Here is a 17,563-nt window from a genome sequence, read left to right on the forward strand (position 1 = left end):
AGAGCGCGCCTCACACCCGGCGGAAGCCCTGCCCGCTCCTGCGGCCGAGAAAGCCACCCGCGACCAACTGCTGGATGGCCGCAGGCGGTTCACACGCGCTCTCGGGGAACTCCGCGTGCAGCCGCCGCAGCCTGGCGAGCGCGACGTCCAGACCGATCCGGTCCAGCAGTTCGAAGGGCCCCGTCGGCCAGCCGAAGCCACGCTCCACAGCGGCGTCGATCTCGGCCGCGTCCGTGCCCGGCCGGTCCAACAGCCTTACGGCGTCGGCCAGATACGGATACAGCAGCCGGTTGACCACGGCCTCGCTGAGGTCCGGGCAGTCCGTCCTGGCGGCGGCGCCGCATCCCAGTGCTCGGCCCGCGTCGTCATAGCGGTAGAACCCCTCGCCGCTCTTCCTTCCCAACGCGCCGCCGAGAACCATGGAACTCAGCAGCCGGGCGGGCCGGAACACGCAACCGCGCGAGCGTGTCCACAGCTCGGAGAGACGGGTGTGCACGGTGTCCAGACCCAGTTCGTCGAGAAGTCGCAGTGGTCCGACCGGCAGGCCGCAGCCCCTGCGCATGGCCGCCTCCACGACGTCCGTGGAGGCGACTCCCTCCTCGACCGCGGCAGCGGCACGATTGAGGCTCGTGTACACCAGGTCGGTGGCCGACAGCCCCGCGTGGAAGGCGACCGGGGCCACGGCGAGACCGAGCTCCGCGACCAGGCGTGCCACGGCCTCCCTGGTGTCGTCACGGCTCATCGAGGTGAACACGGGCACGACCCCGGAACCGACCGCCGGCGGCCTGAAGAGCCGCAGTCCTCCGGTCCGGTCGGGGCGGCCGGAGGCGATGGCGAGACGGGGCAGCGCCATCGAGGCCGTGGTGGTGACGAGCACGGTCTCGTTCGGACACACGCTGTGCAGACGGCGCAGGACGTCGAGTTTGGTGACGAGGTCCTCGTCCACGGCTTCGATCACCAGGTCGGACCGCGCCAGCAGCGCCGTGTCGTTGGTCAGCGTGTAGCCGCGTACGCCGGACGGACGGCGGCCGGCCCTGGCGGTCATGCGCTGCTCGACGCGGGCCAGCACGTCGGGTTCCCGGTCCACCCCGACCGTCGGGTATCCCGCGTCGTGCAGCAGCCACAGCAGTGCCTCACCGACCGACCCGAGCCCCACGACCCCGATAACGCCGTGCCTGCGTGCCATGGTGTGCGAAGTCCTCGGTGTCTCGTAGGTACTGGGGACGGCGCGGCGAGGGCCGGTCAGGTGCGGAAGCGGTTGATGGCCTCGACGTGCCGGGCACGCGTTTGGTGGTCACGCACGCCCAGTCCCTCCTCGGGTGCGAGCGCCAGGACGCCGACCTTGCCCTGGTGGAGGTTGCGGTGCACGTCGTAGGCGGCCTGCCCGGTGTCCTCGAGCCGGTAGACCGTGGAGAGGGTGGGGTGGATTCGCCCCTTGGCGACGAGCCGGTTTGCCTCCCACGCCTCGCGGTAGTTGGCGAAGTGGGACCCGATGACGCGTTTCAGCGACATCCACAGATGGCGGTTGTCGTACTCGTGCCGGTAGCCGGAGGTGGAGGCGCAGGTGACGATGGCGCCGCCCTTGCGAGTGACGTACACCGAGGCGCCGAAGGTCTCACGGCCCGGGTGCTCGAAGACGATGTCGACGTCCTCCCCACCGGTCAGTTCGCGGATACGCCGGCCGAACCGCTTCCACTCCCCCGGGTCCTGGGTTCGCTCGTCCTTCCAGAACCGGTAGTCCTCGGCCGCGCGGTCGATGATCGCTTCGGCTCCCATCTTCCGGCAGATCTCGGCCTTTCGCGGGCTGGAGACCACGCAGATCGGGGTGGCGCCGCCCGCCAACGCCAGCTGGGTGGCGTAGCCGCCGAGTCCGCCGCTGGCCCCCCAGATGAGGATGTTGTCGCCCTGCTTCATCCGCGCGCCGTTGGGGGAGACGAGTTGCCGGTACGCCGTGGAGTTCACCAGTCCGGGAGCCGCGGCCTCCTCCCAGGTCAGATGACCGGGCTTGGGCATGAGCTGGTTCGCCTTGACCAGTGCGATCTCGGCGAGGCCACCGAAGTTCGTCTCGAAGCCCCAGATGCGCTGTTCGGGATCGAGCATGGTGTCGTTGTGCCCGTCGGACGACTCCAGTTCGACGCTCAGGCAGTGCGCGACGACCTCGTCGCCGGGTTGCCAGCGGTTCACCCCGTCGCCGGTGCGCAGGACGACACCCGAGAGGTCGGAGCCGATGACGTGGTACGGCAGGTCGTGGCGCTTCGCCAAGGGGCTGAGGCGGCCGTAGCGCTCGAGGAAACCGAAGGTCGGCAGCGGCTCGAAGATCGAGGACCACACCGAGTTGTAGTTGACGGAGGAGGCCATGACGGCCACCAGTGCCTCGCCCGGACCGAGCGGCGGCAGCGGCACCTCCTCCAGGCTCAGCGATTTCCGCGGGTCCTTCTCGTGGCTCGGGATGCCGTCGAACATCTCCGTGTCCTCCTTGCGGACGACAACGCCTCGATAGCCGTCCGGAAGAGGCAGAGCCGCGTAGTCGGCGGCGGTGGCCTCCCCGGAGAGGACGGCGTCGACTATTTCCCTCACGTGGTTTCCTCTCGAAGCCGGCACGCGGCGGAGCTGGTAAGCGCGCCACGACCCGAGACCCTAGAGAACTGCCGGAACTCTGAGAACCCTTAGAAACCGACACCACAACGAGATTAGGGGGGCACGCAATCAGGGGGGTTCCGGGCTTGCCGCACCGCCCTCGCCTGCTGCAACGTGATTCCCCGGGCAGACATTCGGGAACGGCCACAGGGAAAGCACCTTGAGCGAAGACCACGACGACGGCACAGCGTGGATCCGACGATTCCACCCCTCCGACGAGGCGACGACACGACTCTTCTGTTTTCCACACGCAGGAGGGTCGGCGAGCTTCTTCTTTCCGACTTCGCGGGCCCTCGCCCCCGGCACGGACGTCGTCGCCGTCCAGTACCCGGGCCGCCAGGACCGCCGCAACGAGCCGAACGTTGCCTCCATGGCGGAAATGGCCGACCGGGCCGCACGGGCGCTGCTGCCCCGGACCGACCTCCCGTACGCACTGTTCGGCCACAGCATGGGCGCCACACTGGCCTACGAGGTCGCCCGCCGGCTCCAGGAGGCGGGGCGTCCCCCACTCGCCCTGTGGGTCTCCGGGCGCCGGGCCCCGCACCGCGTCGTCGACGACGGTCTGCACCGCCTGTCCGACGACGAACTCGTGGCGGACATCAGCGCGTTGGACGGCACCGGCACGCAGATCTTCGGCGACGCGGAGCTGCTGGACATCGTCCTGCCGACACTCCGCAGCGACTACCGGGCGGCGGAGACATACGAGTACGTTCCGGGCCCCGCGCTCGACTGTCCGGTCCACGCCCTCACCGGCTTCTCCGACCCCCGGGTCGCCGTGCGAGAGCTACACCACTGGAGCGAACACACCCGGCGCTCCTTCGACCTGCGCGTCTTCTCCGGCGGCCACTTCTACCTCGTCGACAACCACGAGGACGTCGTCGAGGTCATCGCCGAAGCCCTACGGGTGGGATGACCGTGAACGCCCGGACGGGTGTGGCCGGCTGACGCGGAAGTCGGCCGGCCACACCCGTCCGGGCGAAGGCGGGAGTCAGGCGCCCAGCAGCTTGCGGACCCGGTCGGCGCCCACCGCGAGGAGGAGCGTCGGCAGTCGCGGGCCGGTGTCGCGGCTCACCAGCAGCCGGTACAGCAGGGCGAAGAACTCCCGCTGAGCGACCTTCAGTTCGGGCGTCGGCTTGGCCTCGGGCGTCAGCCCGGCCTGGACCTTCGGCACTCCGTAGACCAGCGTGGTCAGGCCGTCCAGCGACCAGTGCTCGTCGAGGCCGTCGAGCAGCAGGCGCAGCCCCTCGCGCTGGTGGTCCTCCAGGGAGGCCAGCAGTTCGGCGTCCGGCTCCTCGCGGACCCGGGTGCGCTGGTCCTCCGGCACCTGGGTGCTGATCCAGCGCTCGGCGCGGTCCAGGCGCGGCCGGGTGACGTCGAGGTTGTCCACCGGGTTGGCCGGGTCCAGTTCGCCGAGGATGCGCAGGATCTGGTCCTCGGCACCCTGCGTGACGTCGGCAACGGACGCCAGCGTGCGGTAGGGCAGCGGGCGCGGGGTGACCGGCAGCGGGCCGGAGGCGGTGCGCACGGACCGGGCGTGGGCGGCGACGTCCGCCGGCTGCGCGGTGCCCTCGTCGATCCGCTTCACCAGCGCGTCCCACTCGTCGTAGGTGCGCTGGATCTCCTGGTCGAAGGCGACCTTGAAGGCCTGGTTGGGCCGGCGGCGGGCGTACAGCCAGCGCAGCAGCGGCGCCTCCATGATCTCCAGCGCGTCGGCCGGCGTCGGCACGCCGCCCTTGGAGCTGGACATCTTCGCCATGCCGCTGATGCCGACAAACGCGTACATCGGGCCGATGGGCTGCTCGCCGCCGAAGACCTCGCGGACGATCTGCCCGCCGACGACAAACGACGAGCCCGGCGAGGAGTGGTCGACGCCGGAGGGCTCGAAGACCACGCCCTCGTACGCCCAGCGCATCGGCCAGTCGACCTTCCACACGAGCTTCCCGCGGTCGAACTCGCTCAGCAGCACCGTCTCGCGGTGCCCGCAGCGGCACTCGTAGGTCAGCTCGGTCGTGTTGTCGTCGTAGGACGTGACCGTGGTGAAGTCGGTGTCGCAGGCGCCGCAGTACGGCTTGTACGGGTAGTACCCGGCGGTGCCGGAGCTGCCGTCGTCCTCGGAGGCCGCGCCGGAGCCCTCGGCGGCCGCCAGCTCCGCCTCGTCGACGGGCTTCTGGTTCTTCTTGGCACCGCCCTTGCCCTTGGTGCGGTAGCGGTCGAGCACGGCGTCGATCTTGTCGCGCTCGCGCATCGCCAGCAGGATCTGCTCGCGGTAGGCGCCGGAGGTGTACATCTGCGTCTGGCTGATGCCGCGGAACTCCACGCCGAGCTCGCGGAGCGAGTCGACCATGGCGGCCTTGAAGTGCTCGGCCCAGTTCGGGTGCTCGCTGCCGGGCGGCGCGGGCACGGCCGTCAGGGGCTTGCCGATGTGCTGCTCCCACGAGGGGTCGATACCGGCCGGCACCTTGCGGTACCGGTCGTAGTCGTCCCAGGAGACGATGTGCTCGCAGGCGTGGCCGCGCCGGCGGATCTCGTCGGCGACCAGGTGGGGGGTCATGACCTCGCGCAGATTGCCGAGGTGGATGGGACCCGACGGGCTGAGCCCGGAGGCGCAGACGATCGGTTTGCCGGGCGCGCGACGCTCCGCCTCGGCGATGACCTCGTCCGCGAATCGGGAGACCCAGTCGGCCTCGGGGGTGGTCTGAGCCACGTCCGGTACTTCCTTCTCGCTCTGCGCTCGTACGGCTGACGCCCCCATTCTCCCATCCTGAGCAAGCGTGCTGTCACATGGAATACTGGCGTGATCCAGGCGCCACCTGACGGACTTCGACGGAACGGCAACGACTCATGGCTTCGGTCCCCTCACTCGCTGCAACGGTCAACCAGCGCGTCGCGGACGCCCTCTCGGCAGCCCTGCCGGAGGCCGCCGGCGCGGACCCGTTGCTGCGACGAAGCGACCGGGCCGACTTCCAGGCCAACGGCATGCTCGCCCTGGCCAAGAAGCTGAAGGGCAACCCGCGGGAGCTGGCCGGCCAGGTCGTCGAGCGGCTGAACGGGCTGGACGCGGAGATCGCCGAGGTCGAGGTCTCCGGACCCGGCTTCCTCAACATCACGGTGACCGACGCGGCGATCATGCGGACACTGACCGCCCGCGCCGCCGACGACCGCCTCGGCGTACCGCTCGCCGAGCAGCCGGGCACCACGGTGATCGACTACTCGCAGCCGAACGTCGCCAAGGAGATGCACGTCGGACACCTGCGTTCGACCGTGATCGGCGACGCGGTCATGCGCATCCTGGAGCACCGCGGCGAGAACGTGGTCCGCCGCCACCACATCGGCGACTGGGGCACCCAGTTCGGCATGCTCATCCAGTACCTGATCGAGCACCCGCACGAGCTGGACCACGAGTCGGACGGCCAGGGCGGGGAGGCCGGCGAGAGCGGTGAGGCCGCCATGTCCCGGCTGAACCGGCTCTACAAGGCCTCCCGCGCGCTGTTCGACTCCGACGAGGAGTTCAAGACCCGCGCCCGCGACCGCGTCGTCCAGCTCCAGGGCGGCGACAAGGAGACCCTGGACCTCTGGCACAAGATCGTCGACGAGTCGAAGATCTACTTCCAGGCGGTCTACGACAAGCTGGACGTGGAGATCAGGGACGAGGACGTCGTCGGCGAGAGCGCCTACAACGACAGCCTCCAGCAGGTCGTCGCCGACCTGGAGTCCTCCGGCGTCGCCGTCCGCTCCGACGGCGCGCTGTGCGTGTTCTTCGACGACGTGAAGGGCCCGGACGGCAACCCGACGCCGCTGATCGTGCAGAAGTCCAACGGCGGCTTCGGCTACGCCGCCACCGACCTGGCCGCCATCCGCGACCGGGTCGGCAACCTGCACGCCGACACCCTGCTGTACGTCGTCGACGCCCGGCAGGCGCTGCACTTCAAGATGGTCTTCGAGACGGCCCGCCGGGCGGGCTGGCTGCCCGAGGGCGCGGCCCGCCAGCTCGCGTTCGGCACGGTCCTCGGCAAGGACGGCAAGCCGTTCAAGACCCGCGAGGGCGAGACCGTCCGGCTCGTCGACCTGCTCGACGAGGCCGTCCAGCGCGCCGAGACGGTCGTCCGGGAGAAGGCCCGCGACCTCACCGACGAGGAGATCAACGAGCGCGCCGCGCAGGTCGGCATCGGCGCGGTCAAGTACGCCGACCTGTCGACGTCGATGTCCCGCGACTACGTCTTCGACCTGGACCGCATGGTCTCGCTCAACGGCGACACCAGCGTCTACCTCCAGTACGCGTACGCCCGCATCCAGTCGATCCTGCGCAAGGCCGCCGACCGGGGCCTTGCCCCGGTCGCCCAGGAGGAGCCGGCGCTCGCGGCGGCGGAACGCGCCCTCGGGCTGCACCTGGACGAGTTCTCCCAGACCCTGGAGGCCGTCGCCGAGACCTACGAGCCCCACAAGCTCGCCGCGTACCTGTACGGCCTCGCGACGCACTTCACCGGCTTCTACGAGCAGTGCCCGGTACTGCGCGCGGAGGACGCCCGCACGGTCGGGAACCGCCTCTTCCTGTGCGAGCTGACCGCGCGCACGCTTCGGGAGGGCATGGCCCTCCTGGGCATCCGCACCCCCGACCGCCTCTGACGCCCACCCGCCGCCGTCGGTCTCGGGGTGGGGCAGGCCGCACCCCTAGGGGTGGTGCCTGAACCACCCCGGAACCGGGGGCAATTCGGATGCCGAAGGGGACATCGACTCCGTAACGTCTGAGGCATGTTCAGGTTGAGGGGGACGACTCCGGCGGCGCGGACGGTCTTCAGCCGGGTGCGCGTCCAACGGGCCGCGCGCGGCGTGGCGTTGGCGGCGCTGGCGGCCGCGCTGACCGCCGCCGCGCTCGCCACCGCCGACAACGCCCGCGGCGACGACGACCCGGACCGCACCGTCGTCCGCACCGACCAGGGCGCGGTGCGCGGCACGGTGAGCGACCGCGCCCGGATCTTCCAGGGCATCCCGTACGCCGCCCCGCCGGTCGGCGACCGGCGCTGGCGCGCACCCGAACCGGCGCCGGGCTGGGACGGCACCCGGGACGCGAGGAAGCCGGGACCGCGCTGCCCGCAGCCGCTGGACGGCCTTCTGGCGGGCGACGAGGACTGCCTGTACCTGGACGTCACCACACCGCCGCACGTCACCGTCGGCGCGGACAAGCCGGTGGTGGTGTGGCTGCACGGCGAGGAGCCCCCGCACCGTGGCCGGCCCCCGCACCGCACCGGCGACCCGGTGGACGCGACCGCCCTCGCGGAACGGGAGGACGCCGTGGTGGTGACGGTGCACCACCGCCTCGGAGCGTTCGGCCACCTCGCGCACCCGGCGTTCGGCGACTCCGGGAACTTCGCACTCGCCGACCAGCAGGCCGCCCTGCACTGGGTGAAGCGCAACGCACGCGCCTTCGGCGGCGATCCCGACCGGATGACGCTGACAGGCGCACCGTCCGCCCGGGCAAGCGTCTGCGCACAGCTCCGATCCCCCGACGCGGCGCACCTCTTCGACCACACCGAGGTCCCCAGCGGGGCGTGCAGCGTCGGGGAGCGGCGTCGGGGGCTGCCGCGGGCGCTCCGCGAGGGGCGGGAGTTCGCGGCGCGGGCCGGCTGCGTGGAGCGCGACACCGGCCGGGCGGCCGCCTGCCTGAGGCGGCTGTCGACGGCCGCCGTCGCCGCCGCCTCCGGACCGGACGAGCGGTACGGGCCGGTCTACGGCACCCGTCCGCTCCCCGCGCCGGCCACGGGTGGCGGGCCGCCGGGCGGCGCGGTCAGCCCAGGCTGATGTGGTAGACCTTGCGCAGCGTCTCGTGGACGGTCCAGGTGGTGCGGTCGCCGGCGCGCAGCACGCAGGCGTCGCCCGGTCCGACCTCCAGCACCGGCCCGCCCTCGAAGGCGATGGTGGCCCGCCCGCTCAGCACGGTGAAGATCTCGTCCGCCTCGGTGTCGGTGACCACCCCGGGGGTGATCTGCCAGATGCCCCTCGACTGGGTTCCGTCCGCCGACTCCCAGAGCACCCGGCCGGTGACCACGGGCTCGCCGGAGACGATCTGCGAGGCGTCCAGGGGTTCCGGGACGAGTTCGGCGTCGGGCACGTGCACCACGAAGGGAGCCCCGGACTTCCGTTCGATGCTGTCGCTCATGCGCGGATGCTACGCCCCGGGGCCCGCCCCTTCGGGAGCGGGCCCGGGCTTGCGCCACCCGGTTTCAGCGGCGCAGAAGGCGCGCCGCCTCCAGTGCCCAGTACGTCAGGACAAGCCCGGCGCCCGCGCGGCGGAACGACGTGAGGGTTTCCAGGATGACCCGCTCGCGGTCGATCCAGCCCTTCTCCGCCGCCGCCTCGACCATCGCGTACTCGCCGGAGACCTGGTAGACGCCGACGGGTACGTCGACCCGCTCGGCGAAGACCCGCAGTACGTCCAGGTACGGCAGGCCGGGTTTGACCATGACCATGTCGGCGCCTTCGGCGAGGTCGAGCTCCAGCTCCCTCAACGACTCGCGGAGGTTGGCGGGGTCCTGCTGGTAGGTGTTGCGGTCGCCTTCCAGGGAGGAGGCGACGGCTTCGCGGAAGGGGCCGTAGAAGGCGGACGCGTACTTCGCGGTGTAGGCGAAGAGCGACACGTCCTCGTGGCCCGCGCGGTCCAACCTCTCGCGCACGTAACCGATCTGACCGTCCATCATGCCGCTGGGGCCCAGGGTGTGGGCGCCGGCCTCGGCCTGGACCAGCGCCATCTCGGCGTACCGCTCCAGCGTGGCGTCGTTGTCGACGCGGCCGCGGTCGTCGAGGACACCGCAGTGGCCGTGGTCGGTGTACTCGTCGAGGCAGAGGTCGGACATCAGGACGAGCGCGTCGCCGACTTCGGCGCGGACGTCGCGCAGGGCGACCTGGAGGATGCCGTCGGGGTCGGTGCCCTGGGAGCCGGTGGCGTCCTTGTGCAGCGGCACGCCGAACAGCATCAGTCCGCCGAGGCCGGCCTCCGCCGCCTCGACGGCGGTCTTGCGCAGGGTGTCGCGGGTGTGCTGGACGACACCCGGCATGGAGGACACCGGCACCGGTTCGCCGATGCCTTCCCGCACGAAGGCGGGAAGGATCAGGTCAGCCGGGTGGAGCCGGTGTTCGGCGACCATCCGGCGCATCGCCGGGGTGGTGCGGAGCCGCCTGGGGCGGGCCGCCGGATAGCTGCCGTAACTGGTCACGTACGTGCCCTCCTCCTGGTCGGCCGCTTCTCGCTGGGCCGCTTGACCGGTTCACCCGCCTCGATGGCCGCCGCGCGGCGCTCGGCGCCGAACTCGGCGAGCGCCGCGGCGAGTTTGTGCACCGACGGCTCAGGAGAGAGTACGTCGACACGCAGCCCGTGTTCTTCCGCGGTCTTGGCGGTGGCCGGGCCGATGCAGGCGATGACGGTGACGTTGTGCGGCTTGCCGGCGATGCCGACGAGGTTGCGCACGGTGCTGGAGGAGGTGAACAGGACGGCGTCGAAGCCGCCGCTCTTGATCATCTCGCGGGTCTCGGCGGGCGGCGGCGAGGCGCGCACGGTCCGGTAGGCGGTGACGTCGTCGACCTCCCAGCCCAGTTCGATGAGCCCGGCGACCAGCGTCTCGGTGGCGATGTCGGCGCGCGGCAGGAAGACGCGGTCGATCGGGTCGAACACCGGGTCGTATGGCGGCCAGTCCTCGAGGAGTCCGGCGGCGGACTGCTCGCCGCTGGGGACGAGGTCCGGCTTGACGCCGAACTCGATCAGCGACTTGGCGGTCTGCTCGCCGACGGCCGCCACCTTGATGCCGGCGAACGCCCGGGCGTCGAGGCCGTACTCCTCGAACTTCTCGCGGACGGCCTTCACCGCGTTGACCGAGGTGAAGGCGATCCACTCGTAGCGGCCGGTGACCAGGCCCTTGACCGCACGCTCCATCTGCTGCGGGGTGCGCGGCGGTTCGACGGCGATGGTCGGGACCTCGGCCGGTACGGCGCCGTAGGAGCGCAGTTGGTCGGAGAGCGAGGCCGCCTGCTCCTTGGTGCGGGGCACCAGGACGTTCCAGCCGAACAGCGGCTTGGACTCGAACCAGGCGAGCTGATCGCGCTGGGCAGCCGAGCTGCGCTCCCCGACGACCACTATCGCCGGCTGCGAACCGTCGGCGGCGGGCATCACCTTGGCCTGCTTGAAGGTCTGCGTGATGGTGCCGAGCGTGGCGGTCCAGGTGCGCTGCCGGGTGGTGGTGCCGGCGACGGTGACGGTGAGCGGGGTGTCGGGCTTGCGGCCTGCGGCGACGAGTTCGCCGGCGGCGGCGGTGACGGTCTCCAGCGTCGCGGAGACGACCACGGTGGCGTCGCTGGCGCCTACCTCGGTCCAACATCTCGCGTCGGCGCTGCGGTGGTCGATGAACCGCACGTCGGTGCCCTGCGCGTCGCGCAGCGGGACACCCGCGTAGGCGGGCACGCCGACGGCGGTGGCGACGCCCGGTACGACCTCGAAGATGATGCCCTCGGAGGCGCAGTCCAGCATCTCCTTGCCCGCGCCCGCGTCGAGGCCCGGGTCGCCGAGCACCGCACGTACCACCCGCTTGCCGTTGCGCGCGGCCCTCATGACAAGATCTGACGCACCGCTTGTTGTGGCGGATGTCTCGTCGGCCACGGCCTGTAGCGGTGTGTCCACCCCTGCCCGCGTGTGGGCCCGGACGACGTCGTAGACCTCGGGGTCGGCGACGAGCACGTCGGCTCGCGCGAGGGCTTCGACCGCGCGCAGTGTCAGCAGTCCCGGGTCTCCCGGCCCGGCACCGAGGAAGGTGACGTGTCCGTTCGCACCGTAGAAGTGCCGGTGTGCGGTCGGTGCCGCCCCGGCGGTCGGCGTGAGCGGGTTCTGGGCGGTTGTGGGGCTCATCGTGCGCGCTCCCCCATCAGACCGGCCGCACCCTTGGCGAGCATCGCGTCGGCGAGGTCACGGCCCAGCTGCTGGGACTGGGCCGTCGCGTCGTCGGCGGACGCCGGTACGGGACCGGTGGTGGACAGCTGCACCAGCGTCGTGCCGTCGGTGGTGCCGACGACGCCGCGCAGGCGCATTTCGGTGACGGCCTGCTCGTTAGTCCGCAGGTCGGCGAGCGCGCCGACGGGCGCGCTGCATCCGGCCTCCAGGGCCGCGAGCAGGGTTCGCTCGGCCGTGACGGCGACGCGGGTGTTCCGGTCGTCGAGTCGGGCGAGCTGGGCGGCGAGTGCGGTGCTTGTCGCGGCGCACTCGACCGCCAGTGCCCCCTGGCCGGGGGCGGGCAGGATCTCGTGGGGGTCGAGGAGTTCGGTCGCCTCGTCGATGCGTCCGACGCGGGTGAGTCCCGCGGCGGCCAGTATCACGGCGTCCAGTTCCCCGGAGCGTACGTATCCGATGCGGGTGTCCACGTTGCCGCGGATCGGCACGACCTCGATGCGCCGGCCGAGTGAGCGGGCCCAGGCGTTGAGCTGTGCCTGGCGGCGCGGCGAGCCGGTGCCCACGCGGGCGCCGTCGGGCAGTTCGGCGAAGGTGAGGCCGTCGCGGGCGACCAGCGCGTCGCGCGGGTCGACGCGGGCGGGCACGGCGGCGATCACCAGGTCGTCGGGCTGCGCGGTGGGCAGGTCCTTCAGCGAGTGCACGGCGAAGTCGATCTCGCCGGCGAGCAGCGCGTCGCGCAGCGCGGAGACGAAGACGCCGGTGCCGCCGATCTGCGCCAGGTGCTCCCGGGAGACGTCGCCGTACGTCGTGATCTCGACGAGTTCCACGGCCCGGCCGGTGACCTCGCCGACCCGTTCGGCCACCTGCCCGGACTGCGCCATGGCCAGCGCGCTGCGCCGGGTGCCCAGCCGCAGCGGGCGGTCGGCTCCGGTGGTGGCGGTTGACTCACTCACGGCCGCTCCTGTTCGGTTCGCTGACGGCCGCGACCGTCTGTGGATCAAGGTCGAAGAGTTCCCGCAGCGCGTCGGCGTAGCCGGCGCCGCCGGGTTCCCCGGCGAGCTGCTTGACCCTCACGGTCGGGGCGTGCAGCAGCTTGTCGACGACGCGCCGCACGGTCTGGGTGATCTCCGCACGCTGCCGTTCGTCGAGGTCGGGCAGTCGGCCGTCGAGCCTGGTCATCTCGGTGGTGACCACCTGGGAGGCCATGGCCCGCAGGGCGATCACGGTCGGGGTGATGGTCGCGGCGCGCTGGGCGGCGCCGAACGCGGCGACCTCCTCGCCGACGATGCCGCGCACGGCGTCCACGTCCGCGGACATGGGGGCGTCGGCGGCGGCCTCGGCCAGCGACTCGATGTCGACCAGGTGCGCCCCGGTGACGCGGTGGGCGGCGGCGTCGACGTCGCGCGGCATGGCCAGGTCGAGCAGGGCCAGCGGGCGGTCGTCGGCGCGGGCGGCCACGGCGGCCTCCACGGCTACGCCGGTGAGCACGAGGCCGGTGGCGCCGGTGCAGGAGACGACCATGTCGGCGGCGGCGAGTTCGTCGCTGACGGCGGTCATCGGTACGGCGCGGGCGTCCAGCGCGGCGGGGTCGTGGCCGCCGGCCGCGGCGTAGTCGCCGAGGGAGTCGGCCAGCCGCAGGGCGCGGTCCAACGTCCTGTTGGCGATCACCAGTTCGGTGACACCGGACCGGGCGAGGGTCGCCGCGGCGAGCGAGGACATGGAGCCGGCGCCGATGACCAGCGCGCGCTTGCCCATGGCCCAGTCGACGATCTCGGTGCCGTTCGCGAGCTGTTCCAGACCGAAGGTGACCAGCGACTGTCCGGCCTTGTCGATCCCGGTCTCGCTGTGCGCCCGCTTGCCCACCCGCAACGCCTGCTGGAACAGGTCGTTCAGCAGCCGCCCGGCGGTGTGCTCGTTCTGCGCGAGCGCGAGGGAGTCCTTGATCTGGCCGAGGATCTGCCCCTCGCCGACCACCATCGAGTCCAGGCCGCAGGCCACCGAGAAGAGGTGGTGGACGGCCCGGTCCTCGTAGTGGACGTACAGGTAGGGGGTCAGCTCCTCCAGACCGACCTCGGCGTGCCTGGCCAGCAGCGTGGACAGCTCGGCGACGCCGGCGTGGAACTTGTCGACGTCCGCGTACAGCTCGATGCGGTTGCAGGTGGAGAGCACCGCGGCCTCGGTGGCCGGCTCCGCGCCGAGCACGTCCTGGAGCAGGACGGCACGGGTCTCGGGGGCGAGGGCGGCACGTTCCAGCACGCTGACGGGCGCGCTGCGGTGGCTCAATCCGACGACGAGCAGACTCATGCCGGCATCACGGCGGGGAGGTCCCCGTCATTTCCCGGCTCGTCGCCCCGGCGGTCAGTCGCGGCGGGCGCGGCGGACGCGGTGCGCTTGGTGACGGACGCGGCGGGCGGCGCGACCGGGGAACCGGTGACCCCGCCACCGGCGTCCTCACCGATGTCGGTGCCCGGCACGGCCCGCCCGTCGTCGGGGAGTTCGCCGGACTTGCGCTGCTCGTGGAAGGCGAGGATCTGGAGTTCGATGGAGAGGTCGACCTTGCGCACGTCCACGCCCTCGGGCACGGACAGCACGGTCGGCGCGAAGTTGAGGATGGAGGTCACACCGGCGGCCACCAGGCGGTCGGCCACGGGCTGCGCGGAGGCGGCCGGGGTGGCGATGACGCCGATGGAGACGCCGTTCTCCTCGATGACCCGCTCCAGCTCGTCGCTGTGCTGGACGGCGATCCCGGCGACCGGCTTGCCGGTCATGGCCGGGTCGGCGTCGATCAGTGCGGCGACCCGGAAGCCGCGGGAGGCGAACCCGCCGTAGTTGGCGAGCGCGGCGCCGAGGTTACCGATACCGACGATGACAACCGGCCAGTCCTGGGTCAGGCCGAGCTCGCGGGAGATCTGGTAGACGAGGTACTCGACGTCGTAGCCGACGCCGCGCGTCCCGTAGGAGCCGAGGTAGGAGAAGTCCTTGCGGAGCTTGGCCGAGTTCACCCCGGCCGCGGAGGCCAGCTCTTCCGAGGAGACCGTGGGGACCGAGCGCTCGGAGAGCGCCGTGAGGGCCCGCAGGTACAGCGGAAGTCGGGCGACGGTAGCGTCGGGGATCCCTCGGCTGCGACTCGTCGCCGGTCGGTGGTTTCGGCCAGTTGCCACGGTGCTCCTGCCGTTTACGCAATGCGGTGAGCGACCGCGCGCACAGCGTGCCCCGGGACCGCCCCATCGCTCACAGGCTATGTCTTTGTGAACGCGTGCACAAAGATAGTGTCCGTTTTGCCCCTTGGAAGTGATGGGCGCCACACGCCACAGCAGGGACACCTGTCACACTCCTCACGTGGACGACCCCCGGCGGCAAAACGTCCTCGATGGTAGTCCAGAAGCGGTCAGCCGCCCAACGCCTTGCGCAGCCGCTCGGGGTCCACGCGCCAGAAGTCGTGCTGCGCGCCGTCGACCAGGGTCACCGGGATCTGCTCCCAGTACTTTTGGTACAGCTCGGGGTCCTGGTTGATGTCCTTCTCCTCCCAGGCCGCCCCCGTCTCCTCGCACACCCGGCGGATGATCTCCCGGGCGTCGTCGCACAGATGGCATCCCGGCTTCCCGATGAGGGTCACAGTCTTCATGCCTGCCATTGTGGCGCGCCGGGCACCTTCGGTCGGCACGCCGATGTCGGATGACTGCCGGCCGCATTCCCGCCGTCACGTGGGCTTAACCGGAGCACACCGGTGAAGTGGCTATGCTCGCCGCATGGGTGCACTGGCGTGGCTCACACCTCGTAGGCGTTCGGCGACTCCCCGCAGTGTCCTGGCCGGCGAGGCCGCGGCCGAGGCGGCCCGGAAGGCCGAGCGGGAGGCGGAACTGGAGGCCGAGCGGGAGGCCGAACGTGCCGCGAAGCGCCGGGGCGAGCGACCCGAGGGCGCCGAAGAGGGCCCGGAGGAGCCAGAGTTCCCGGTGGTCGGCGACACCAGCGCGGCGGCCTTCTTCGATCTCGACAACACCGTCATGCAGGGCGCGTCGATCTTCCACTTCGGGCGGGGTCTGTACAAGCGGAAGTTCTTCGACACCCGCGCGCTGGCACGTTTCGCCTGGCAGCAGACGTACTTCCGGCTCGTCGGCAGCGAGAACCCGGAGCACATGGCCGACGTCCGCGCCAGCGCGCTGTCCATCGTCGCCGGCCACCGGGTCTCCGAACTGATGGAGATCGGCGAGGAGATCTACGACGAGTACATGGCCAGCCGCATCTGGCCGGGCACTCGCGCACTCGCCCAGGCTCACCTGGACGCCGGGCAGAAGGTCTGGCTGGTCACCGCCGCCCCGGTGGAGACAGCAACGATCATCGCCCGCCGGCTCGGTCTGACCGGCGCACTCGGCACGGTGGCCGAGTCGGTGAACGGCGTGTACACGGGGCGGCTGGTCGGCGAGCCGCTGCACGGCCCGGCGAAGGCCGAGGCGGTGCGGGCGCTGGCCGAGGCGGAGGGCCTGGAGCTCGCACGGTGCGCCGCCTACAGCGACTCGGCGAACGACATTCCGATGCTGTCGCTCGTCGGCTATCCGTATGCGATCAATCCTGACAGCGCGCTGCGGTCGCACGCGCGTGAGAACGGCTGGCGGCTGCGGGACTACCGAACCGGACGGAAGGCGGCGAAGGTCGGCATCCCGGCCGCCGCAGGGGTCGGCGCGCTGGCCGGCGGCGCCGCCGCGGCCGTGGCGCTGCAACGTCGCCGCCGTTAGCGTCACACCGCGCTGACCTGCAACTTTTCACCCGATATCACGCGGCTTCGCCCGATCCGCCGGACCTGACCGTTCCGCACCCGCTCGGGCGCGCGCGCATCCCATGTCTCTACCCGCCGCGGCGCGCCGGCACTCGCGGCCCCGGCCGCGCCAACCCAACTCGCCGGGAAACGGACAGTTTCGCTCGACAAAACGGTCAGAAACCGTCAGAGACTCGGCGAGCAATCGACCAGGATCTCATACGAGAGCAAAGCAATCCGCCGATTTCAGCAACCACGTGTAGTGCGCTCTACACGAAGCGTTATTCTCCTCAGACGCAATCGGCACCCGTCCGCCCGTCCCGGGGCAACTCGTGCCGAACTGCCCATGATGGAAGCTCTGCCTCTGGGAGTCCCGTGTACCCACACGTCGGGGTTGACGCCTCGGGCCTGGCTACGTTGCGTTCAGCGGTCGCCCACCGGCTGCGCGCACTTGTCCCCGTCCCCACGGTGAACGCCGTCACCGCACTCGCCGCCGGCCTTCCGGTGAACGCCGTTCCCGCCTTCGCCGCGGCCGCCCCCGTGGGCGCGGCGGCCCCCGTGGGCACCGCCTACGCGCTCGCCGACCGCGCCGCGAGCACCACCGCCACCAAGCCCACCGGCAGACGCGCCGCCCGCACCGGCCGCGGCACCACCCGCCGACCGGCCACGGACAGCGACAGCCGTCGCATGATGGACCTCGTCGAACGCGCCCAGGGCGGTGAGGCCGACGCCTTCGGACAGCTCTACGACCAGTACTCCGACACCGTCTACCGGTACATCTACTACCGGGTGGGCGGCAAGGCCACCGCCGAGGACCTGACAAGCGAGACCTTTCTCCGCGCCCTCCGCCGCATCGGCACCTTCACCTGGCAGGGCCGGGACTTCGGCGCCTGGCTGGTCACCATCGCCCGCAACCTCGTCGCCGACCACTTCAAGTCCAGCCGCTTCCGGCTGGAGGTCACCACCGGCGAGATGCTGGACGCCAACGAGGTCGAACGCAGCCCGGAGGACTCCGTACTGGAGTCGCTGTCCAACGCGGCGCTGCTCGACGCCGTGCGCCGCCTCAACCCGCAGCAGCAGGAGTGCGTGACGCTGCGGTTCCTCCAGGGGCTGTCGGTCGCCGAGACCGCACGGATCATGGGGAAGAACGAGGGAGCGATCAAGACCCTCCAGTACCGGGCGGTGCGCACCCTCGCCCGCCTGTTCCCCGAAGACGCCCGCTGAGCCACGACACACCGCCACCCAAC

General features: G+C 71.4%; 15 protein-coding genes. 5 read left to right on the plus strand and 10 right to left on the minus strand.

The genetic code is table 11. From position 1 onward, the window contains the following. Positions 1 to 10 precede the first annotated feature (10 nt). Positions 11 to 1,186, minus strand: coding sequence for a 3-hydroxyacyl-CoA dehydrogenase family protein (locus FNX44_RS02450; RefSeq protein WP_143646240.1), 1,176 nt, complete (start codon positions 1,184 to 1,186; stop codon positions 11 to 13). A 56-nt stretch (positions 1,187 to 1,242) separates the two neighbouring features. Beyond that, positions 1,243 to 2,577 (minus strand): crotonyl-CoA carboxylase/reductase, encoded by a 1,335-nt coding sequence (ccrA, locus tag FNX44_RS02455; protein ID WP_143646241.1) that lies wholly within the window; start codon positions 2,575 to 2,577, stop codon positions 1,243 to 1,245. 220 nt (positions 2,578 to 2,797) lie between these two features. On the opposite strand from ccrA, the gene FNX44_RS02460 reads away from it, so the two are divergent. Further along, a complete protein-coding gene (locus FNX44_RS02460; protein ID WP_143646242.1) occupies positions 2,798 to 3,550 on the plus strand; it encodes a thioesterase II family protein in 753 nt (250 codons plus the stop codon). 75 nt (positions 3,551 to 3,625) lie between these two features. On the opposite strand, the gene lysS is transcribed toward FNX44_RS02460, so the two are convergent. Then, positions 3,626 to 5,389, minus strand: a complete 1,764-nt coding sequence (gene lysS, locus FNX44_RS02465) for a lysine--tRNA ligase (protein WP_153506749.1) — start codon at positions 5,387 to 5,389, stop codon at positions 3,626 to 3,628. An 89-nt stretch (positions 5,390 to 5,478) separates the two neighbouring features. Here lysS and argS point away from each other — a divergent pair, with 89 nt between their 5' ends. After that, positions 5,479 to 7,260, plus strand: a complete 1,782-nt coding sequence (gene argS / locus FNX44_RS02470) for an arginine--tRNA ligase (RefSeq protein WP_143646244.1) — start codon at positions 5,479 to 5,481, stop codon at positions 7,258 to 7,260. A 126-nt stretch (positions 7,261 to 7,386) separates the two neighbouring features. Beyond that, on the plus strand, positions 7,387 to 8,433 hold the full coding sequence (locus FNX44_RS02475) for a carboxylesterase family protein (protein ID WP_143646245.1): 1,047 nt from the start codon (positions 7,387 to 7,389) through the stop codon (positions 8,431 to 8,433). On the opposite strand, the gene FNX44_RS02480 is transcribed toward FNX44_RS02475, so the two are convergent. The 7 genes from FNX44_RS02480 to FNX44_RS02510 form a co-directional block, all read right to left on the minus strand. Continuing rightward, on the minus strand, positions 8,420 to 8,791 hold the full coding sequence (locus FNX44_RS02480) for a cupin domain-containing protein (RefSeq protein WP_143646246.1): 372 nt from the start codon (positions 8,789 to 8,791) through the stop codon (positions 8,420 to 8,422). The two genes, FNX44_RS02475 and FNX44_RS02480, sit on opposite strands and share 14 nt — an antisense overlap. Positions 8,792 to 8,855: 64 nt before the next feature. Beyond that, positions 8,856 to 9,845, minus strand: coding sequence for a porphobilinogen synthase (hemB, locus tag FNX44_RS02485; protein ID WP_143646247.1), 990 nt, complete (start codon positions 9,843 to 9,845; stop codon positions 8,856 to 8,858). Further along, positions 9,842 to 11,524 carry a bifunctional uroporphyrinogen-III C-methyltransferase/uroporphyrinogen-III synthase gene (locus FNX44_RS02490; protein ID WP_143646248.1) on the minus strand — a complete coding sequence of 561 codons (1,683 nt, stop codon included), beginning with the start codon at positions 11,522 to 11,524 and terminating at the stop codon, positions 9,842 to 9,844. Before FNX44_RS02490 ends, hemB begins: the two co-directional genes overlap by 4 nt. Further along, positions 11,521 to 12,516, minus strand: a complete 996-nt coding sequence (hemC, locus tag FNX44_RS02495) for a hydroxymethylbilane synthase (RefSeq protein WP_323369028.1) — start codon at positions 12,514 to 12,516, stop codon at positions 11,521 to 11,523. The genes FNX44_RS02490 and hemC overlap by 4 nt, the downstream gene beginning before the upstream one ends. Continuing rightward, the gene (locus FNX44_RS02500; RefSeq protein WP_143646249.1) at positions 12,509 to 13,867 is read right to left on the minus strand and encodes a glutamyl-tRNA reductase; all 1,359 of its coding nucleotides are present in this window, start codon (positions 13,865 to 13,867) and stop codon (positions 12,509 to 12,511) included. The genes hemC and FNX44_RS02500 overlap by 8 nt, the downstream gene beginning before the upstream one ends. Further along, complete coding sequence (locus FNX44_RS02505; protein WP_143646250.1) at positions 13,864 to 14,724, minus strand: redox-sensing transcriptional repressor Rex; 861 nt, start codon at positions 14,722 to 14,724, stop codon at positions 13,864 to 13,866. Before FNX44_RS02505 ends, FNX44_RS02500 begins: the two co-directional genes overlap by 4 nt. Positions 14,725 to 14,951: 227 nt before the next feature. Further along, the gene (locus FNX44_RS02510) at positions 14,952 to 15,188 is read right to left on the minus strand and encodes a glutaredoxin family protein (protein ID WP_143646251.1); all 237 of its coding nucleotides are present in this window, start codon (positions 15,186 to 15,188) and stop codon (positions 14,952 to 14,954) included. A 124-nt stretch (positions 15,189 to 15,312) separates the two neighbouring features. Between FNX44_RS02510 and FNX44_RS02515 the strand changes: the two genes are divergently transcribed. Together FNX44_RS02515 and FNX44_RS02520 are read left to right on the plus strand one after the other, a co-directional pair. Beyond that, positions 15,313 to 16,296: an HAD family hydrolase gene (locus tag FNX44_RS02515; RefSeq protein WP_143646252.1), complete on the plus strand. Its 984-nt coding sequence runs from the start codon at positions 15,313 to 15,315 to the stop codon at positions 16,294 to 16,296. Between the two features lie 395 nt (positions 16,297 to 16,691). Continuing rightward, positions 16,692 to 17,540 carry an ECF subfamily RNA polymerase sigma factor, BldN family gene (locus tag FNX44_RS02520; RefSeq protein WP_143646253.1) on the plus strand — a complete coding sequence of 283 codons (849 nt, stop codon included), beginning with the start codon at positions 16,692 to 16,694 and terminating at the stop codon, positions 17,538 to 17,540. Positions 17,541 to 17,563 lie beyond the last annotated feature (23 nt).

The organism is Streptomyces alkaliterrae (assembly GCF_007097205.2).
In the GTDB taxonomy this organism is placed as follows: Bacteria; Actinomycetota; Actinomycetes; order Streptomycetales; family Streptomycetaceae; genus Streptomyces; species Streptomyces alkaliterrae.